This is a genomic window from Bacillus sp. JKS001846, from assembly GCF_900176455.1.
GTDB classification, from domain to species: Bacteria; Bacillota; Bacilli; order Bacillales; family Bacillaceae_G; genus Bacillus_A; species Bacillus_A cereus.
In genome coordinates, this window is record NZ_FWYG01000001.1 from 3,908,386 (window position 1) to 3,928,495 (window position 20,110).

A 20,110-nucleotide genomic window follows, 5' to 3' on the forward strand; every position below is an offset into this window, starting at 1 on the left:
TTCCTTAATATAAAACCATTTTCTCTTACTTAACATTTTACATGCTCCACGAGAAAATATAAAATGTTGATTTAACAAAAAAAGATGCTTATTTATAAGCATCTTCTTCACTCTATCTCCATCAACCTCTTCGCCTCAAAATACAACACTTGAATAAACTTCTTCGTATTGATTCGCGTATGACCAGAAGATGCGAGTTCATCTTTCGTCATTTCTGTCATCCGTTTTCTAACTACGGTGAAATCGAAAAATTTTGGAGCATAGCTTTCAAATTTCGGATTTGAAAAGTCTGTTAATCCTAAAGAAGCCAAATGATTTAACGACTGATAAATAGCTCGACGTACTCTTTGTTCAGACGCTTTTTTCTCTTTATCAATATCCGCATCTAAAGCTAAATTCCCTAATTTCCTTATCGTAATATGATGGAAAATTTCTTTTAACGCAGGAAAGCCAAACTCAAATGTCTGTGCCTTTTCTTGACCATATAAATATTCCAGCATACTAAGTAAATCTTTACTTCCATTCTCTCCCGCAATACCGAGTTCTGATAGTAAAAAGCGCCCTAAATCCCCTATCTTTTTTCCTTCTTGCACTGGTTCAGTACGCAATTGCGGTTTTTCCCACTGAAACACGTTATTCAATGATTTTTGAATATCGTGTATAGAACGCTCCAATCTAATACGCTCCATCACTTTGCGTACAACCGATACAACTTCGATTTTATTCAATGGTTTTGTAATATAATATTCTACACCAAGTGTATATGCCTCACCTATAAGCTGCTTCGATTCCACTTGAGAAATCATAATGATTTTCCCCGTGAAAGTTGACGCAATGTGACGAACTGTTTCAATTCCGTCCCTCATCGGCATCAACAAATCAATAAATAAAATATCTACTTTTTTAAAATTTAGTTGATCCGCCTCAATAAAAGCTCCGTCATCCGCCTCACCAATTACTTCTCCAAGATCTCCATCTTCAATAATTTGCGAAAGCATCGAACGGAAAACTTCATCATCGTCTACGATATAATAAAACAAATCTATTCCCCTTCCCGCTTTAAACTACCCTCCGGTAAACAAACGATAAACTTACATCCTCTTTTATTTTCTCGGCCTTCTAATCTCACTTCTCCGCCTAGCTCTGTTACCATTTCATTTATGTAAGAAAGCCCAATACCAGTTGACGGTGTTCCCGTTTGATCATACTTGGAAGTAAACCCTGGCTTAAATACTAATTTCTTATACTTTTGTGCAATACCAGGTCCATCGTCAATTACTTCAAAAAATATATGTTGATCTCTTTTATATAGCTTAATAATAACGACACCTTTATCTTCAATTGCTTCAACTGCATTTGCAGCGAGGTTATTAAAAATTGATAGAACTGTATACACGTGATATGCAGCATGCTCACCTTCTATATGTTTAGAAAAACGTATATCCTTTTCTAGCATTTCAGCATACTTCTCGTTTATTCTAACAATCATTTCTGCTAACTCATGTCCTTCTACATATTCAGCCACATTTTTATCTAATAACAGTTTAGATAATCCTGCAAATATCCTTTGATTATCCTTTTTTATTTCATGCACTTCCCCCGCTATTTTCAATGCTGTTTTACTACTTGAATCAGCGCTTACTTGTAAATTTCGATATAGTTGATATGCTTCTTGTGTAATTAACTCCGCATTTTGTAACGTCTTTTTCAAATGAACAGATTCCACATATAAATTAGAAAGATGCATTAACATATTTTCATTTTCTTTTCGAACTTGCGATTCTTTTAATTTCGTTTCATATAAATTCATCATATTTAAAAAACCAAGTGCAAAGAAACTACGAAAAATAGCAATAATGATGAGTTTATTTACTTCAGAAATCGTTATTGTTGTACCTAGTACTAACATGTGATAAAACGCAAGTTCTGACATACTTGCAACAATTTCAATTGAAATTCCAAGGCATCCAATAATGATTGGTTTCTGATGGAACTTATTTACCCTGCAAAGCGAAAAAAAACTGCCATAAATAAAATAATAGAAGAACACAGGATAACGCAAATAAAATGATTCTGTCATATGAAATGAACCTTGCATGATCCAGTCAAGACATACTCGGAATAAGACTACAGATATACCAACAAGAATACCTGCAACTCCTGCTGGTACTCTTCTTAAAAATAATAATAAAAAGAAGAATAGCGGTGTACCGAAGCTAACTCGAAACGTATCATTAAAGGGATGAAAGTTCAGCTCCCCAGCAATCGGAACAACGACCATTAATATAATTAAAAGGGACATATCTTTCTTCCATAATTGATTCCAATTCAAAGGTGACACTTCCTATACTTTTTTTCAGTAGTAAAAGCGAAAGCCCGCTTATTGTTATAAACGGGCTTTTTTTCTATATTCTAACCTTTTCTACCGCTTTTATTTGGCGATACTCTGGCTTCCACATTGCTTCTTTCACTGCCATCTTGATATCGTTATCACTTAAGTTCACTCTTGCAACACCTTCTGCAACTGCAACTTTAGCTACTTCAATTGCAACCATTTCTGAGATATTACGTAATTCTTCGACCTCTGGTAAAATAGGTGCTCCTGGCTGACTTGTATCTACCATACTTGCAACTGCTTCAGCTGCTGCTGCGAACATTCCATCCGTCATGACGCTTGCTCGTACTACAATTGTTCCAAGCCCAAGCCCTGGGAAAATCAGTGCATTATTTGATTGTCCAATCACATACGTTACACCGTTATATGTAACTGGTTCAAATGGACTTCCTGTTGCAACTAACGCTCTTCCTTCTGTCCACTCGATTAAATCTGCTGGTTTTGCTTCAGCAAGTGGCGTCGGATTCGACATTGGTAAAATGATTGGTCTTTCTACGTGAGAAGCCATTTCTTTAATAATCTCTTCTTTAAATGCACCTGCAACAGTAGATGTGCCAATTAAAATTGTCGGTTTTACATGTTTCACAACTTCAGCAAGTCCGATCACATCGTTTTGCTTCCACTCACTTACTTCTGCTTCTTTTCTTGCGTACGGAATTTGGAAATCAAGAAGATCTTCCATATTATCTGTAACTAACCCGTTACGATCAATACACCAGAAACGCTTATATGATTCTTCTTCAGATACGCCTACGCGGACCATCGCATCTCTAACTTGATCTGCGATACCGATTCCAGCCGTACCAGCACCAAATACAACAACGCGGTGTTCACTTAGCGGTACACCAGAAGCTTTCACTGCCGATAATACTGCCGCAAGTGAAACTGCACCTGTACCTTGAATATCATCATTAAACGTACAAACATCATGACGATATTTATCTAAAATTTTTCGTGCGTTACGAGAGCTAAAGTCTTCCCAATGTAAAAGTGCTTTCGGGAATTGTTTGTTTACCGCTTGTACAAACGTATCAATAAATTCATCGTAAGCTTTACCTGTTATACGAGGGTGACGATTTCCAATATAAAATGGATTGTTTAATAGCTCCTCACGGTTTGTACCTACATCTAAAATTACCGGTAATACACGACTAGGATCGATTCCAACTGCAGCAGTGTAAACAGCTAATTTTCCGATTGCGATGTTAATACCACCAACGCCCCAGTCACCAATTCCTAATATGCCTTCTCCATCTGTTACAACGACTAAATCAATGTTCTCAGCTGTTGCACCGATATTCGTGAATGCTTCTTCGATACCTGATGGATCGTTAATTGATAAATAAACACCACGTGGTTTACGATATTCATGACTATATCTTTGAATTGCTACACCGACAGTTGGTGTATATACAATCGGTAACATTTCACGTAAATGATCTGTTAATATACGATAAAATAATACTTCATTTCGATCATGTAACGCAGTTAAGTATACATTCTTTAATAAATCATCCGGCTGAGAACTAAATTGTTCGTATGCTCGGCGTGCCTGTTCTTCTAACGTTAAAACCGCTGGCGGTAATAACCCTTTTAAACCTAACTCTTCTCTTTCATTTTGTGTGAAAGCTACCCCTTTATTTAAAAGTGGTGTTGATAATACTTCTGCTCCTCTTAATGTTGTTTCTAATGCGCCATTAGAAGCTACTGTAAACTTGCTCATAACATCCCTACCTCTATTCATATATAGCATTTCTATATTGTAAACAAAAAAGAGGGGATTGTCCCCCCTCTTCTTTTAATTTTTCTTTAAAAGAGTTGCCCCTGCAATCCCTGGGTGTGTCATTTCGAATGGATCTAGAATTAACTCTAAGTCTTCTTGTGACAATACACCATTTTTCACACAAAGTTCTCGAACGGATTGGCCTGTTGCAATTGCTTCTTTCGCAACGCGAGCTGCTGCTTCATAACCGATATGAGGGTTCACGGCTGTAATAATTCCTACACTTTTCTCAACATACTCTTTTAAGCGATCTTCATTCGCTTCAATTCCTTTTAAGCAATTATCTGTAAAGGCACGGAAACCGTTATTCATAATGCTAATCGATTGAAGTAAGTTGAAAACAAGTACTGGTTCCATCACGTTTAATTCTAATTGTCCTGCTTCTGAAGCAAGGCAAATTGTATGGTCATTACCAATTACTTGGAACGCAATTTGATTAATTACTTCTGGCATAACAGGGTTTACTTTCCCTGGCATAATAGATGAACCTGGTTGACGAGCTGGTAACATAATTTCCGCTAAACCAACACGCGGACCTGATGCCATTAAGCGAAGGTCATTCGCAATTTTAGACATATTCATCATACATACTTTAAGCGCTGCAGATACTTCAGTATAAGCATCCGTATTTTGCGTCGCATCTACTAAATCTTCTGCACCAACAAGCGGTAATTCACTAATTGCAGCTAAATGTTTTACAACTGCTTCAATATATTCTGGATCTGCATTTAAGCCTGTACCAACTGCAGTTGCTCCCATGTTCACTTCATATAAGTGTTGACGTGATTGCTGAATGCGTTTCATATCACGTTCAAGTACACGTGAGTACGCTTTAAATTCTTGTCCAAGGCGAATTGGCACAGCGTCTTGTAAATGTGTACGTCCCATTTTAATCACATGATCGAACTGTTCGGCTTTTAATTCAAATACATCATGCATATAACCCATCGTTTGTAATAAGCCTTCTAATGCATTTAACGTTGCGATATGAATCGCCGTTGGGAATGCATCATTTGTTGATTGGGCCATATTTACATGACTATTTGGACTAATATAATGATAGTCTCCCTTTTCCATTCCTAATAATTCAAGAGCACGATTGGCAATGACTTCATTTGCATTCATGTTCATTGAAGTACCCGCTCCGCCTTGGATTGGATCTACGATGAAATGATCATGCCATTTTCCATCAAGAATTTCTTGAGCAGCTTCTGCGATCGCACCGCCCTTGTTTAATTCCAATCTTCCTACATCTGTATTCGCAAGCGCTGCAGCTTTTTTTACAATTGCGAACGCTTTAATTAAACCTTCATGGATTTTGTATCCTGTAATTGGGAAGTTTTCAACTGCACGCATTGTTTGTACGCCGTAGTATGCATAGTTTGGTACTTCTTTTTCACCTAAAAAATCTTTTTCAATTCGAACACCATTTTTAACTTCAGTTAATGTTGCCATGATTATTCACTCCTTAACGATTTCTTATGCTGCTTTTGTTTCTTTGACTGTTTCTACATATTGTTTTGCTTTCTCATTATCGAATTCGCCTTCCCACTTCGACATAACAATGGCCGCTAATGCATTTCCTAATACATTGACAGATGAGCGAATCATATCTAAAATGCGGTCAATTCCCGCAATTAATGCGATACCTTCTAGTGGTAACCCCATTGAACCTAACGTTGCTAATACAACAACGAACGATGCACCTGGAACTCCCGCCATACCTTTGGATGTTAACATGAGAACGAATAATAACGTTATTTGCTCCGTTAGTGACATGTGCACACCGTACATTTGTGCAACAAACAATGCCGCTAACGCTTGATAAATAGCCGATCCAGTCAAGTTAAATGTATAACCTGTCGGAATTACGAAAGAGGCAACTGCCTTTGGACAACCGAACTCTTCCATTTTTCTCATTATATTAGGTAAAACAGCTTCTGAACTTGCTGTCGTAAATGAAAGAATCAATTCTTCTTTTAAAATTTTTATTAATGTAAAAATGTTTACTCCAACCATTCGTGCATTAATACCTAATACAATCACAACGAATAGTATAACAGTTACGTATACAGCTAGCACTAGTTTTCCTAGCGGAAGTAGTGTTGCTACACCAAATTTTGCAACCGTAACGGCAATTAATGCGAATACACCAAATGGTGCAAATTTCATAACTTGATTTGTAACCCAAAACATGGCTTCGAGTACGCCTTCAAAAAAGTTAAAGACAGGCTTTCCTTTTTCCCCAATTGCCGCAACTCCTAAGCCGAATAATACTGAGAAGAATATAATCGGTAATAGGTCACCTTGTGCAATCGATTCAAATACGTTTTTCGGTACAATGTGAACAATTGTCTCAGCAAAACCTTTCTTCTCTGTTGCATCTGCAGTTTGTTTATAAGAAGAAATATCACTTTGCTGTAAATTACTCATATCAACACCAGTACCTGGTTGGAATATATTCGCTGCAAGTAATCCCATTAAAATAGCAATCGTCGTAATAATTTCGAAATAAAGAATTGTCTTACCACCCAGTTTCCCAAGCTTCTTCATATCTCCTACACCAGCTACTGCAACAATTAATGCTGAAATAACAATTGGTACTACAATCATCTTAATTAAGTGAATAAATATATCCCCAATTGGTGTGATATAAGAAATCGCCGTTTTATTGCCATAAAAGACTGCCCCTACTACAATCCCTAAAACAAGCGCGACAAAAATTTGTGTTGCCAATCCGAATTTTTTCATTTATGTTCATCCCCTTCATGCGAACGCTTTCAATTTGAATTTATAAAAGCTACTCACACATCTTATAAGCGAACCTACAAAATCATACAAAAACCTACAAGTTCGTCACAAAAAATTCAAATATTTTTCTTCTTTTTTTCATTGACACCATTTTGTTAAAAAACGATAAAATAAACTTGATAAGTAATCAGATTGTTTCGTATAATCAAAAAGATATATACTTAAAACAAATCAAAATGAAAAGGAGTGGATGTTATGAAAAACTATACAAAGCAATTCGTCCTATCTTCTTCTTTTCTTTTTCATTTTCTTAAAAAGGAACAAAGGCATTCGCCTTTGTTCCTTTTTTATTGCGATCTATATAGGGGGAATTGTTATGAGGCCATATAAACGTGTCTTAATTAAATTAAGCGGCGGTGCACTTGCCGATCAAACTGGAAATAGCTTTAACTCCAAACGATTAGAACATATCGCAAACGAAATTTTATCCATTGTTGATTTAGGTATCGAAGTATCCATCGTCATCGGTGGCGGTAATATTTTTAGGGGGCATCTAGCTGAAGAGTGGGGAATTGATCGCGTAGAAGCTGATAATATCGGTACACTAGGTACGATCATTAACAGCTTAATGCTTCGCGGTGTTTTAACAAGTAAAACAAATAGAGAAGTACGCGTTATGACGTCCATTCCATTTAATGCAGTAGCTGAACCATACATTCGCTTACGTGCAGTCCACCATTTAGATAACGGCTATATCGTTATCTTTGGAGGCGGAAACGGGCAACCGTTCGTGACAACAGATTATCCAAGTGTACAAAGAGCTATTGAAATGAATAGCGATGCCATATTAGTCGCAAAACAGGGTGTCGATGGCGTTTTTACAAGTGATCCGAAGCATAACAAATCAGCAAAAATGTACAGCAAACTAAACTATAATGATGTCGTTAGACAAAATATACAAGTCATGGATCAAGCGGCATTACTGCTTGCCCGGGACTACAATTTACCAACGCATGTCTTTAACTTTGATGAGCCTGGAGTCATGAAAAAAATATGTTTAGGTGAACATGTGGGGACGTTGATTAATGATGATGTCACGATGCTTGTGCATGAAAAGTAATGATTTCCCACCAAAAAAGGGTGCCTTTTGTAGGCACCCTTTCCTAATTCATCATCACAAATAGAACTCAACCAATCCCGCCACTTTCTCCTTACAACGCTCCCAAAAAGATAACTTTTCAAAAAACTCTTTCGTCATTTCTTTCGAATCATGAAAATCCTCTGTTAACGCCTTATTAACTTGTCCTACAATAGGACCACCATAAATATAAAAATTCATTTCATCATTTATATTGAAGCTACGCGAAGTAAAGTTTGTTGTACCAATAACGGTTAATTCATTATCAATAAGCATTAATTTGCCATGGAACATTCCTTTTTTATACCCATATACAGTAATCCCATTATTAACAGCTTGACGTATGTATGGATACGCCGCTTCTTTTATAAGAGGTAGATCTGGTTTATATGACCAAAGTATTTTTACTGTAACACCACGCTTTTGTGCTGCGATTAAAGCATTCATGGACTCTTTATTTTTTGCTATAAAATACGGCGTTGCAATTACAATGGAGTGCTGAGCTTGTTTTATGAGCTCTATATATTTTTCAGCAACGTAATGCCCATTGTAACTAGTCATAGTATGTAATGTATTCCCTTTACTAGCTTTATTCGTACTCCTCTTTATCTCTTCTTTCGTATCTCGTTTCCAATCTAAAGCGAATTGCTGTTCTAAATCTTTTGCTCCTTCTCCTTTAAGCCGTACATGATAATCACGCCAATATCCAAATCGCTTATCTTTCCCTAAGTACTCATCTCCTATATTAAATCCGCCTGTATAGCCAATCTCCCCATCAATCGTCGTAATACGGCGATGATTACGATGGTGAAATGAATAAAATCCGAATGGCAATGCAGGTTTTCTACTATATGTAAAATGCACACCACTTTCCCGTAATTCATTTATCATCTTTCTTTCAAATGATAAATCATTAATGCGATCAACTGATAAATAGACGTTTACTCCTTCTTTTGCCTTCTCTTTTAATAAGTTTAAAAAAGTATGACTACTTTTATCATCCGACAAAATGAAGAAATAAGTGTAGATGGAGCTTTTCGCTTTTTTAATATCTTCAAATAGCTGCTCATATAATGATTTCCCTTCTACATATAATTGAAAATCACTATAATGAGGCGCATACTCTGTCGGCATGTTTTTTCCAGCTTCCATTTTCCTACCTAAGGTAACATCGATATGCATACAAATTAAAATAAAAACGAAAATAGCAATAATAATAGAAGTAACTCTTAATATTTTTTTAATCATTTTGGTTTCCTTCCAATCATATTCCTTACTATTTCGTAGTGTTTCATTTAAATATGTTTTCATACGAAATGTATTTCTTATTTTTATTGATACTAAACAGTTAAAGGAGATACGAATATGAGAAAAAGAAAAACTCCTATTGTTTTTATCCCAGGTCTTTTCGGTTCAATGAGCAATATTATTATTCCCGGCACTGGTAATTGGAGTTTTGGACTTTCTGCATTTGTTTACGAACCATTCATCATGATGCTAGAAAGTATGGGGTACGAACGAAATAAAGACTTGTTCATCTGTTTTTATGACTGGCGGCAGCGTATTGTTTTTTCTACACAAAAATATTTATTACAAACGATTGCTTATGCTAAAAAGATTACAGGTTGCGATAAACTAAATTTAATTTGTCATAGTATGGGCGGCCTTCTTGGACGTTCTTACGTTCAAAGTGACGAATATAAAAATGATGTGAATCAGCTTATTATACTCTGCACACCAAACGCTGGATCTCCACCAAATTATAGTTATTGGACTGGAGGCAGTCTCCCTATCCATGCCTCTTCTAAAATAAATATCGTTCATTTTTATATGGAACAATATATTTGTTACTTAAGCATCTTACATAAAATCAATAAAGTTGAGGCGATACACATTTACTTTCCAGGATTACAAGATGTTATTCCTTGTAAAGATTACGGAAATTATTTATTTATAAAATCCGACTCTTCTATTATATTTCTTCCTTATAGTAAGATGAAAACGAAAAACCCTTTCCTCGATATATTAAATACAAATAGATTTATTATACAAAAAAGAAATATTGAAACGACACTCATTGCCGGAGATGGAGAGGAAACAACTCAATATTTACAAGTCGTCCCTTCACATTCCAAACTGAAATGGACAGACGGCAAAGTCGTCGGTGATTTACTTACAAAACATGGTGACGGTAACGCTGTTCTACATAGCGTTTTTCTTCTAGAGGGAAATAAATATGTTTTGCATGCTTCACATAACGAAGTGCTCTACAAAAGCATTCCTATACTACAAAAGATACTCTAAGTTTCAAACAAAAAAGGTATGGCATTAAGCCACACCTTTTCACATTAAACAAAATTTCTCGCGTCATTATTTCTTCCAAACTTATAAATAGCAATTAAGAAGAATGCAATTGCGAAAGCGAATAAAATTAAAATGTTTAAATACAACTCCGAGAATGGTATTCCCTGCTGTAGTTTTGATATCGTATCTAACAACCAGCGCTGCGGAAGAAAATTAGCTACTTTTTGTACTGCACTTGGCATAATGTCATATGGGAAATAACATCCAGCAAGTAAGCATGTTGGTACAATGATCATATTTTGCATCGCATTTGCCGATGCTGAGTTTTTCGAAAAAGCTACAAGGACTAATGATATTCCAATTGCGATTAATGCAAATAGCATTAGTACGCCCATCATCACTATGAAAGGCATATTGATATTCGTATGAAAAACATTCGTTAGGAATAGGATTGTAATCAAAATTTGTACTGTTAGTATTATCATATTTACTCCGACATTAGATAATATAAACTTCTTCCCATCTATCGGCGTTGATAATAGTCTAAAGTACGTTCTATTCTCTTTTTCTTTTAAAATATGACCTGATAAGTTCGCTGCTGAAAACAGCATAAACATAATAAGGTAACCCATCGTTTGATTTGTCATATCTTTATTTTTCGAAGTATCTTCTAGCGTCTCAGTTTTCATTTTAAATGAACTTTTTTGATACCCTGCGTACATATTGTCGAATGTGCTTTGATCTGTTCCGGCTACTTTACTAATAGCTGCTATATTATCAATATAATTATATAAATATGATTTTATAAATCCTGTTACTTGATCACCTTTAATCGATGAAATTTCAATATGCTCTGGTTTCCCTTCTCGAACACTTTTTGAAAAACCAGAATCTAATGTAATAACTCCATCAAGTTTTTTGGAAGTGAGTTTATCTTCTATTTGAGACTCCTTAACCTTACTCACATTCACATGATTTAATCCTTCTAAAAACTTTATCGTATCATTTGCTATCGGCTCATTTTCTTTATTTACAATCCCGATATTTAACGTTCCTTGCCCTGCATTTCCGTATATCGAGAAGGAAATGAGCGTCCCTATTATCGGCAAGCTAATTATAATTAGTAAACTTTTTTTATTTTTCAAAAGCACAGATAACGTTTTTTGTATGAGCCATAAAATATCCTTCATACTATAGCCCCTCCCGTCTACGTAATGCAATAATTGCAATTAATAAAAAGAGTGCTGAAATTCCAATGTTTAAAGAAATGACTGGTAGTGCTGCCCCTACATCATTTGCATAAATAATTTTCATAACAGCTGTATTTGCCCAAGTTAATGGCGATAAATTCGTAACGAAATTTTCTTCTACTACGAAATATGCACCTCCAAAAATAGAAGCTAATTGCACAACAACCATAATAATTGCCCTAGACGCTTCAGCTGTTTTCGTGATATATCCGATTCCTAAACCGAAGCTAATTGCTAGAAAGACTTGTGTTAATAAAATAAGAAATATGATTCCAAGATGGTCGCCCCAATTCGCTTGAAAAACAAATTTACTAAATAACATGACGAGTAATATGCACAGGGCATTTGCTACTAGGCTACCAAGTACTTTTCCAATGAATATTTCAGCTTTACTTATAGGTGCAGCAATGAGACGATCTCCTGTTTTACGTATTCGTTCTCCTCGAATTAAAGAACTCGCTCCCATCGCAGCATACAGTGCAATCATCGTTGTCATTACAACCGCGTAGTAATCCATAGAACCTGGTTTTTTCGCAGCTTGTAAAGATGTTTCTTTTATATAATCATTATGGTTTCCGTTTGAAATAACTGTGCTCACCTTAGTAGGATCTACTTTTGCAACTTCGACCGCTACATTGTACTTATCAACAAATGTTGTAAGCATTCCTTCCACAATACTCCCCTCAATACTACTTTTGTCACTTCCGTAAAATTTTGCACCATCTTTATTTAACTCTACATAAGCAGCATATTTATTTTTCTTCACTTCTTCTTTCCCATCTATACTGCCGGAAGCTTTTTTAAAATGAATACCTGATTTATCCACTTCTTTCGTAAATGCTGCAAATGATTGAGAAAACGTGCTACTCGCTTCATCTTTATATAGCACTTGTATATCTTTAATCGAATGACTATCACTATTAAATGCGTTGGTTAACGCTGTTCCTAACACAAGCATAAGTACAATCGGAAATGCTAACATAAAAACTAAAGTTCTTACGTCTCTGAAATCTCTTTTAATATGCATAATTGCAATATTGAAGATGTTCAATTGATGAACCTCCCTTTACCTTTTCTTCATTTACCTTTTATTTATCTCGTAAGTTTCTTCCGGTTAACGTAAGAAATACTGTTTCTAAGTTTGGAGCCTGCTCCTCTAACGAACGAATTTCAATGTCATGATTAATGAAATGCTGAATAATTTGATTTAAATTATTTAATCCTGCATCCGAGTTTACCTTGATTACGTTCTCTTCAATTTGAACAGCTTTCACACCGTTTATCTCTTTTAACTTTTCTACATCTAAATTTTCTACTGACTTCACTTCAATCCAAATATCTTTCGTATCTGTAATAATCGCTTTTAACTGTTCTTTCGTACCTTCGGCAATCACTTTACCATGGTCGACAATTGCGATTTTCGTACAAATCTCTTCTACTTCTTCCATGTAGTGGCTCGTGTAAATAATAGTGCTTCCCATTTCATTTAACTTCCGGACAGACTGAAGAATATAGTTTCTTGACTGCGGATCAATTCCAACTGTCGGTTCATCCATAATAATTAACTTCGGTCTATGTGCAATTGCACAAGCAATATTCAATCTTCGTTTCATCCCGCCAGAAAAGTTTTTCGGATAACTTTTATGTTTATCGCTAAGCCCCACAAATTGCAGTGCTTCCTCCACTCTCGCTTTTAGCTCAACTCCTCTTAATCCGTACAACCCAGCAAAGAATTTCACATTTTCATAGGCAGTTAACTCTTCATAAATCGCAATATCTTGCGGAACGATACCGATATTCATCTTCGCAAATCGGTTATGTTTCTTTATATTTTTTCCTAGTATGCTAATTTCGCCTTCATTACTTCTTAACAAACCAGCAATCATATTAATCGTTGTACTCTTACCAGCACCATTCGATCCTAAAAAGCCAAATATTTCTCCTTCTTTAATAGATAAAGACATATTATCAACTGCGATGAAATCACCAAATTTTTTCGTTAAATTTTTAATTTCTAATGTATTCATCATTTCACCCCTATTTCGGTTTCTCTGCTTTTAGTATAAACAAAAAGAATGAACCTGCTCAGTGCAGAAGTTCATTCTTTTCACATGAGATTATTCACTTTTTTCATATGAGATGATTCATCCTCATATCGGCAACAACATTGTTACTGCAAAACCACTTGTTCCATCTACAATAATTTTTCCGTTTACTGACGCTGTTCGCTCCTCCATCCCCATAATACCGAGACCTTTTTTAACAAGAGCTGCCCCTTTTCCGTTATCCTTCACTTGCACCTTAACCATCTTGTTAAGCACATGAATATCTATAGAAATAACTGTAGCATCAGCATATTTCATTGCATTTGTTAGTGCTTCTGTAACATTCTCACCGATAATTTTCCACTGAATGGGAGAAATCATATCTAAGTTCCCTTTATATACAAAAGGAATATTCACATCATTCTTACCGGCAAATTCCTCTATGAATAATTTCATACGATGAATACCAATTTGCTCAGTTGGTGGCTTCATATTTTTCAATGTAATGCGAATACTTTCAATTCCATCTTTTGAAATGTGAATTGCATTTTGTAATAACTCCGCAGATTTTTCTTTATCTATTTCCATTAACCTTTTTGCTGCTTCCATTTGAATAAGCGCACCCGTCATCGAGTGACCAATTTTATCATGAATTTCTTGCGATAACCGATTTCTCTCTTCTAGCTTAAATGTGTATTCAGATTGTCTTATGTACTCTTTATTTTCATGTAAGCTTTTCGTAAGTCGTTGCATATCTTTTCGCATCTTATCATTTTGCGATTCAAGCTTTACTACACGCGATATATACCGATCTGCAATAGTTAAAACGAGAAAAGAAAATGCAACAATTAATCCATAAGTCATTCGAATACTTTCATCTGCAATCGTAATTGGGAGCATCATAACGACAAAGCTTGGCCAATTCTTTTCTATGTAATAGAATGTAATTTCGTATAAGTTCAAAGATAAAAACAAAATAAAAAATGGATGAACCCTCCATGTAAATAACATAACTACGCCAATGGATATACAGATTAATATTTTTTTATACGTATCTTTTTTAAATATAGAAATCATTACGTTTACAGAAAGGTAAATAAGTAAAGTAAATATAACCCACGGTAAATTTGCTACATTTGCGTAAATATAACTGAACACAATATATAAAAAGACAATTAATTTACTTACAGTTAACCAAAATTCCATATCATTAATCTACTTTCCCTGTTAAGTAATAAATCGCAATTTGTGTACGATGTTCAAGTCCAGTTTTCCCTAAAACTGACGTAATATAATTTGCAATTGTTCCCTCAGATATAAAAAGCTGTTTCGAAATTTCTTTATTTGAGAAACCTTTTGCAATTAATGCGATAATACTAAGCTCCCTTTCTGTGAAAAGGCTCTTATCAATTTTACATTCTTCCTCTTTACTTTCCATTAAATTAGACTTAATTTTATCGAGAATAACATCTTGCATAACAGTTTGACCGTTATATACTCCTTTTATCGCATCACGAATACGCTCCGGATCGTTATTTTTTAATAAATAACCTTTCGCTCCGTTTTTTACTGCATCCAAAATATATTCATCATCATCAAACGTCGTTAAAATAAGCGGTTTTGTTTTCGTCTCTTCACAAATGAACTTCGTCGCCTCTACACCGTTCATATTTGGCATACGAACATCTAAAAGAGCAATATCAACTTCATGCTTTTTACAATACGCTACAGCTTCTTCCCCATCATTTACAGTATCTACTACTTCAAACTCTTCGTATGTATTTAAAATAATTTTCATGCCTTCTCTAATAAAAGAGTTATCATCTGCTATTAATATTTTAATTTTCATGTTTGTTAGTATGGACCTTTCCCTACTAACATTCACATCCTTTCTCCGTGTAACATTTCCTACTTGCTCATTATATACTTCTCTTTACCATTTTTTCACACCTTTTTTCATCTAACTCTCCCGCAAAAAATATATTATTCTTTTTTTACAAAATGTGTAGGGTGACTTATCATTCTTTACGTCTATATAATAGAATGCGTCAAAAAGGAGGGAGAGACCGATTGAGGAAAAACAATTAATTGAAAAAGCACAGCAAGGAAGCGAGCATGCTTTTCGTATCCTTGTACAAACATATCGTCATTATATTTTTCAAGTTATCTTTTCTATTTTAAGACATGAAGAAGATTCGAAAGATGTTACACAAGAAGTATTCGTAAAAATTCACACCTCTCTCCCAAATTATCAATTTCGCGGATTAAAAACGTGGATGGCACGTATTGCCACCAATCACGCTATTGATTATAAGAGAAAGAAAGCTAGAGAAAGTGAAGAACTCTCCTTATGTAAAGAAGCTGAAGAAAATATACAGTCCTCTCATAATATTGAGGCTTTATTATTGACGAAAGAGCAAAAATTACTCATTGCTCAAAAACTGCGAGAACTTCCCGAAAATTACCGTGACGTTGTTCTCGCACATTACTTAGAAGAAAAGAGCTATCAAGAAATTGCTTTACAGGAAAACATCGAAGTAAAAACAGTCGAAATGAAACTGTATCGAGCACGAAAATGGATTAAAAAACATTGGAAGGAGGAAGAGTTTCTATGATGCATTATTCAAAAGAAGATTGGCGCAATTATACATTAGATTTTATAGAAAGTAATGAACGTGAATCTATGGAAGAACATCTTTATGAATGTGATCATTGTTTAGCACTTTATATGGAAAGTATTGATGAACAACATGAAAACCTTCCAATGATAAATGATGATTCATTTACGAACGAAGTTATGACGCAAATTAATTTTGAAACACTACAGTCTAATGAAAATATAAAAACAACCTCACTAAAGCGCACGATCATTCATTACATAATTGCGACTGCGGCTACAATTATTTTTATGGTAAGTGGTTTATTTCAGTATATTTTTACAGCGACATCAAATTTAGAGAAATCTTCAAAACATAACGAGTCTTCTATTTCACAACAAATTGTAAACAAATCGGTAGACACATCGAAAAAGGACGGAGGTTCAAAGCATGAATAAAAATCCCTTTTTAGCACTTGTATTAGGGCTAATTCCTGGGCTTGGACATTTATACTTAAAAAAGCTAGGACGGTTTATTTTATATAGCGGGGGATCACTATTTCTATTCTCCTTTGCAGTATTTTGTACCATAGTAGTAAGAGAACGTGACATTGCTTTTCTTTCTCTATTTTTACTAGCTGTTCTATGGGTAATTAACTTACTAGATTTAGTTATCACCATTATAAACCAAACGAAAAAGCAAGAAGCTGGAGAAGTGATAAATTCCTCTAAAGAGAGCGAACGATTTTATATCATTCTCTTATCCATCATCCCTGGACTTGGCCATTTCCAATTAGGACTTATGCAACGCGGACTTACATTTTTAGTAGCTTGCACAGGAATCGGAAGTATGATCATTTTCGTTGCACTTTTAACATCGCAAGAAAGTTTTCTTATCTTCCTTATTACGTTACCTGTTTTATGGATTTATAATTTCTTTGACGTTGTTCAGCAACTACAGAAAAAAGAACGTGGCGAGCAATTAATTGACCGTACTATTTTCGAAGATTTTGAAGAGCACCGCGAGCAGGGAAAGAAAAGTAAAACATTTGCTTCTATTTTAGCGATGTTCCCTGGAGCAGGTCATATGTATTTAGGCTTACAACGCCGTGGTCTTCAGCTTATGGCGGCCTTCTTACTATCTATTTATTTACTCGACTTATTAAGACTTTCTGCGTTTTTATTTTTAGTACCAATCATTTGGTTCTATAGCTTTTTTGATGCGTTACAGCAAACAGCAAAATACGGAAAAGAACGAGTTCAAGACGAACCCATTATCGATTATTTTATCAATCATCAAAGATGGATCGGTATCGGGTTAATTACACTCGGTGGTTATTATTTATTAGATCAAACAGTCCTTCCTATTTTGAATGATTACTTTGCAACTATATTTAACATTCATCTTAGCGAGCTATATTATCGCTATTTCCAAACATCTATCGTTGCACTTCTCTTAATTGGCGGCGGCTTTAAATTGTTACTTGGAAATAAAGAAAACAAAGGTGGTACAAAAGAATGAGAACATGGCGTGTTGGAACATTCTCAATGGGGCTTTCTATTATATCGTTAGGATGCTTTTTACTTTTTTCAGTCGTAAAAGGAATTCAAGTATTAGATACACTAACTGCATGGTGGCCAGTTTTACTCATCATACTTGGAGCTGAAGTTTTACTATACCTTCTATTCTCTAAAAAAGAGCAATCTTTTATTAAATATGATATTTTTAGTATTTTCTTTATCGGCGTTTTAGGAAGTGTCGGAATTGCTTTTTACTGTTTATTATCAACTGGATTACTAGAAGAAGTTCGTCATTCTATTAACACAACGAGGCAAACGAGTAATATTCCAGACGGACAATTTGATATACCTGAATCTATCAAAAAAATCGTAGTAGATGCAGGACATCAGCCTCTAACGATAGAGGGAAATAATACAAATCAAATTCATCTTTTGGGAACTTATGAAATGACAACGAAAGCAAATGAAAAACTCAATTTAAAACGAGATGATTTCCTTTCAGTTCAAACGGCTGGAGAAACGATGTATATCACTTTAAAATCATTACCTGTTCAGCATACGTTATTTAATTCAGCACCACAGGTGAAACCAACGCTTGTTCTTCCGCAAAATAAAAATGTGGAAATCCGTGCTTCAAATAACGAACTATCTCTTTATCCAGGTCAATTGCAAAATAATTGGTTTGTACAGGAAAGCTCAAGAGTGTCTGTCCATCTTGCAAAAGAAAGTGATGTATCTTTAACAGCAGTAACGAATCAAAAAGAAACACATGGAAGTACACCTTGGGAACAAGTAGAAGACTTAACGAAAAACGAAAATACTTCTTCAGAAGAACATCCAGAATTAAACAACCAAGAACATTGGTATAAAAATTCGATTAAAACTGGAAATGGGACGTACAAGTTAAATATTGAGAAAGCTTATAATTTGAATATGAGTGTTCTCGAAAAATAAAAAACCTTCCGCAATTGCGGAAGGTTTTTCTCATATAATCGCTTTAATTCCTTCTAACACTAATCCAATCATAAATCCGCAAACCGCCCCGTTCACTCGGATCCACTGTAAATCTTTACCGACATTATTTTCAATCATTTCGATTAACGTTTTATCATCTAACTTATCAAGGTTTTCTTGTACAAGCTTACCAATTTTCGAATGGTTCTTCTCCACAAGACTTACAACTTGTTTTTGTAACCACTCCTCTATTTTTTGAACAGTTTGTTCATCTTCTTTTATTTTATTCATTTGTTTTTGTAAAAATGGAATAACATATTTATCAGCAAATTCTTCATTATTTACAAAAGCAACTGCTCTTTGCTGTACTTGCTCTAGCATCTCTTTTATTTTGTCAGTAGCATTCCAATTCGCAATCCACTTTTCTTTCCAATTTTCTAATTCCTGTAATAACGCTTCATTTTCTTTTACATTGATAATTTCTTGCCGAATCTTCGCTAATATAAGTTGTCTTGTGCCATTATCAACCTCTTGTAAGCTGTTAATATTACTAATGATAAACTTCTGCAAAATGCCGCCAATCTTATCTTCATCTACAATATTCATAAATGATTTCAAAGTAAACTGCAAGAATCCATCTACTTTTATATTTTCCATCGCCTTCATACCTAAGCTACCGAGCTGGTAACGAGCTTCATCTTGCGCTGTCCAATCTTTTACCTTCACTAATATGTAATCAAGTGTCTTTTCATCATATTCTTGCACAACTAATTGATCAACAAGCACTTGTAAAATGTTATTTGTATTAATTGTATGTAAATACGTCTTTAATTCTTTTTCAATAATAACCGCTAATTTTTCTGTATCGATTGAAACAATCGCCTTCTCAGCAATCGTTACAATGCCTTTTTTCACAGCATCAGACTGCATTTCTCTCTCTGCAATTTGTAGCACCATTTGTGCTAACTGCATCTCTTTTACTTTATTCGTAATACTTTCTTTCGTCAGCCATTCATTTTCTAACGTATTGATGAGCCCTTTCGTTACCCGTTTACGGTTTTTAGGTAACAAAGCTGTATGCGGAATTGGTATTCCCATCGGATGACGGAATAAAGCAGTAACCGCGAACCAATCTGCAAGCCCGCCAACCAATCCAGCTTCAAATCCCCCTTGTATAATCTCTCCTGCTACCGTTCCTTGAAAAGGGATAGAAGCCGCAAAGCCGACACCCATAACCCCAAGCGAAATACCCGCTATATATTTAGTCTGTAATGACATCGTATACACATCCTCTTATTATGTAAAATAAAGCTTTTTTGTTGTATTTATTCAATATTAGTTATCCTTTATATATACTATAAAGAACTATTGTG

The 20,110-nt window shown here is 34.9% G+C and carries 18 protein-coding genes; 6 read left to right on the forward strand and 12 right to left on the reverse strand.

All coding sequences use genetic code 11. The annotated features are described in order from the left end of the window. Nucleotides 1–107 precede the first annotated feature (107 nt). The 5 genes from B9A45_RS20790 to B9A45_RS20810 form a co-directional block, all read right to left on the reverse strand. On the reverse strand, nucleotides 108–1,040 hold the full coding sequence (locus B9A45_RS20790) for a response regulator (protein WP_084064754.1): 933 nt from the start codon (nucleotides 1,038–1,040) through the stop codon (nucleotides 108–110). 2 nt (nucleotides 1,041–1,042) lie between these two features. After that, nucleotides 1,043–2,341 (reverse strand): sensor histidine kinase, encoded by a 1,299-nt coding sequence (locus B9A45_RS20795; protein WP_002195356.1) that lies wholly within the window; start codon nucleotides 2,339–2,341, stop codon nucleotides 1,043–1,045. A gap of 64 nt (nucleotides 2,342–2,405) precedes the next feature. Further along, nucleotides 2,406–4,118, reverse strand: a complete 1,713-nt coding sequence (gene malS, locus B9A45_RS20800; RefSeq protein WP_142263076.1) for an oxaloacetate-decarboxylating malate dehydrogenase — start codon at nucleotides 4,116–4,118, stop codon at nucleotides 2,406–2,408. A 75-nt stretch (nucleotides 4,119–4,193) separates the two neighbouring features. Then, entirely contained in the window at nucleotides 4,194–5,633 is a 1,440-nt protein-coding gene (aspA, locus tag B9A45_RS20805) for an aspartate ammonia-lyase (protein ID WP_000224178.1), read from the reverse strand. A gap of 24 nt (nucleotides 5,634–5,657) precedes the next feature. Then, nucleotides 5,658–6,929, reverse strand: a complete 1,272-nt coding sequence (locus B9A45_RS20810) for a cation:dicarboxylate symporter family transporter (RefSeq protein ID WP_000713291.1) — start codon at nucleotides 6,927–6,929, stop codon at nucleotides 5,658–5,660. Between the two features lie 376 nt (nucleotides 6,930–7,305). Between B9A45_RS20810 and pyrH the strand changes: the two genes are divergently transcribed. Further along, on the forward strand, nucleotides 7,306–8,049 hold the full coding sequence (gene pyrH, locus B9A45_RS20815; protein WP_001248061.1) for a UMP kinase: 744 nt from the start codon (nucleotides 7,306–7,308) through the stop codon (nucleotides 8,047–8,049). 54 nt (nucleotides 8,050–8,103) lie between these two features. Here pyrH and cls read toward each other — a convergent pair whose 3' ends face one another. Further along, the gene (gene cls, locus B9A45_RS20820; RefSeq protein ID WP_000591912.1) at nucleotides 8,104–9,315 is read right to left on the reverse strand and encodes a cardiolipin synthase; all 1,212 of its coding nucleotides are present in this window, start codon (nucleotides 9,313–9,315) and stop codon (nucleotides 8,104–8,106) included. Between the two features lie 117 nt (nucleotides 9,316–9,432). Here cls and B9A45_RS20825 point away from each other — a divergent pair, with 117 nt between their 5' ends. Continuing rightward, entirely contained in the window at nucleotides 9,433–10,371 is a 939-nt protein-coding gene (locus B9A45_RS20825) for an esterase/lipase family protein (protein WP_084064758.1), read from the forward strand. Between the two features lie 44 nt (nucleotides 10,372–10,415). Here the strand turns inward: B9A45_RS20825 and B9A45_RS20830 are convergent, their stop codons facing one another. The 5 genes from B9A45_RS20830 to B9A45_RS20850 form a co-directional block, all read right to left on the reverse strand. Then, nucleotides 10,416–11,561, reverse strand: coding sequence for an ABC transporter permease (locus B9A45_RS20830; RefSeq protein ID WP_058839107.1), 1,146 nt, complete (start codon nucleotides 11,559–11,561; stop codon nucleotides 10,416–10,418). A 1-nt stretch (nucleotide 11,562) separates the two neighbouring features. Further along, complete coding sequence (locus B9A45_RS20835; RefSeq protein ID WP_001020151.1) at nucleotides 11,563–12,672, reverse strand: ABC transporter permease; 1,110 nt, start codon at nucleotides 12,670–12,672, stop codon at nucleotides 11,563–11,565. A gap of 37 nt (nucleotides 12,673–12,709) precedes the next feature. Further along, nucleotides 12,710–13,648, reverse strand: coding sequence for an ABC transporter ATP-binding protein (locus tag B9A45_RS20840; RefSeq protein ID WP_001093830.1), 939 nt, complete (start codon nucleotides 13,646–13,648; stop codon nucleotides 12,710–12,712). A gap of 123 nt (nucleotides 13,649–13,771) precedes the next feature. Beyond that, on the reverse strand, nucleotides 13,772–14,872 hold the full coding sequence (locus tag B9A45_RS20845; protein WP_084064763.1) for a sensor histidine kinase: 1,101 nt from the start codon (nucleotides 14,870–14,872) through the stop codon (nucleotides 13,772–13,774). A gap of 4 nt (nucleotides 14,873–14,876) precedes the next feature. Continuing rightward, nucleotides 14,877–15,515: a response regulator transcription factor gene (locus B9A45_RS20850; RefSeq protein ID WP_000694092.1), complete on the reverse strand. Its 639-nt coding sequence runs from the start codon at nucleotides 15,513–15,515 to the stop codon at nucleotides 14,877–14,879. 277 nt (nucleotides 15,516–15,792) lie between these two features. On the opposite strand from B9A45_RS20850, the gene B9A45_RS20860 reads away from it, so the two are divergent. The 4 genes from B9A45_RS20860 to exsE are packed head-to-tail and all read left to right on the forward strand — an operon-like array spanning nucleotide 15,793 to nucleotide 18,737. Further along, nucleotides 15,793–16,281: an RNA polymerase sigma factor gene (locus B9A45_RS20860; protein ID WP_071686419.1), complete on the forward strand. Its 489-nt coding sequence runs from the start codon at nucleotides 15,793–15,795 to the stop codon at nucleotides 16,279–16,281. Then, nucleotides 16,278–16,721 carry a hypothetical protein gene (locus tag B9A45_RS20865; protein WP_000972351.1) on the forward strand — a complete coding sequence of 148 codons (444 nt, stop codon included), beginning with the start codon at nucleotides 16,278–16,280 and terminating at the stop codon, nucleotides 16,719–16,721. Before B9A45_RS20860 ends, B9A45_RS20865 begins: the two co-directional genes overlap by 4 nt. Beyond that, nucleotides 16,714–17,784: a hypothetical protein gene (locus tag B9A45_RS20870; protein ID WP_001039122.1), complete on the forward strand. Its 1,071-nt coding sequence runs from the start codon at nucleotides 16,714–16,716 to the stop codon at nucleotides 17,782–17,784. The genes B9A45_RS20865 and B9A45_RS20870 overlap by 8 nt, the downstream gene beginning before the upstream one ends. Further along, nucleotides 17,781–18,737, forward strand: a complete 957-nt coding sequence (gene exsE / locus B9A45_RS20875) for an exosporium protein ExsE (RefSeq protein WP_001261427.1) — start codon at nucleotides 17,781–17,783, stop codon at nucleotides 18,735–18,737. Before B9A45_RS20870 ends, exsE begins: the two co-directional genes overlap by 4 nt. A gap of 30 nt (nucleotides 18,738–18,767) precedes the next feature. Here exsE and B9A45_RS20880 read toward each other — a convergent pair whose 3' ends face one another. Then, the gene (locus B9A45_RS20880; RefSeq protein WP_053514158.1) at nucleotides 18,768–20,015 is read right to left on the reverse strand and encodes a DUF445 domain-containing protein; all 1,248 of its coding nucleotides are present in this window, start codon (nucleotides 20,013–20,015) and stop codon (nucleotides 18,768–18,770) included. Nucleotides 20,016–20,110: the final 95 nt, after the last annotated feature.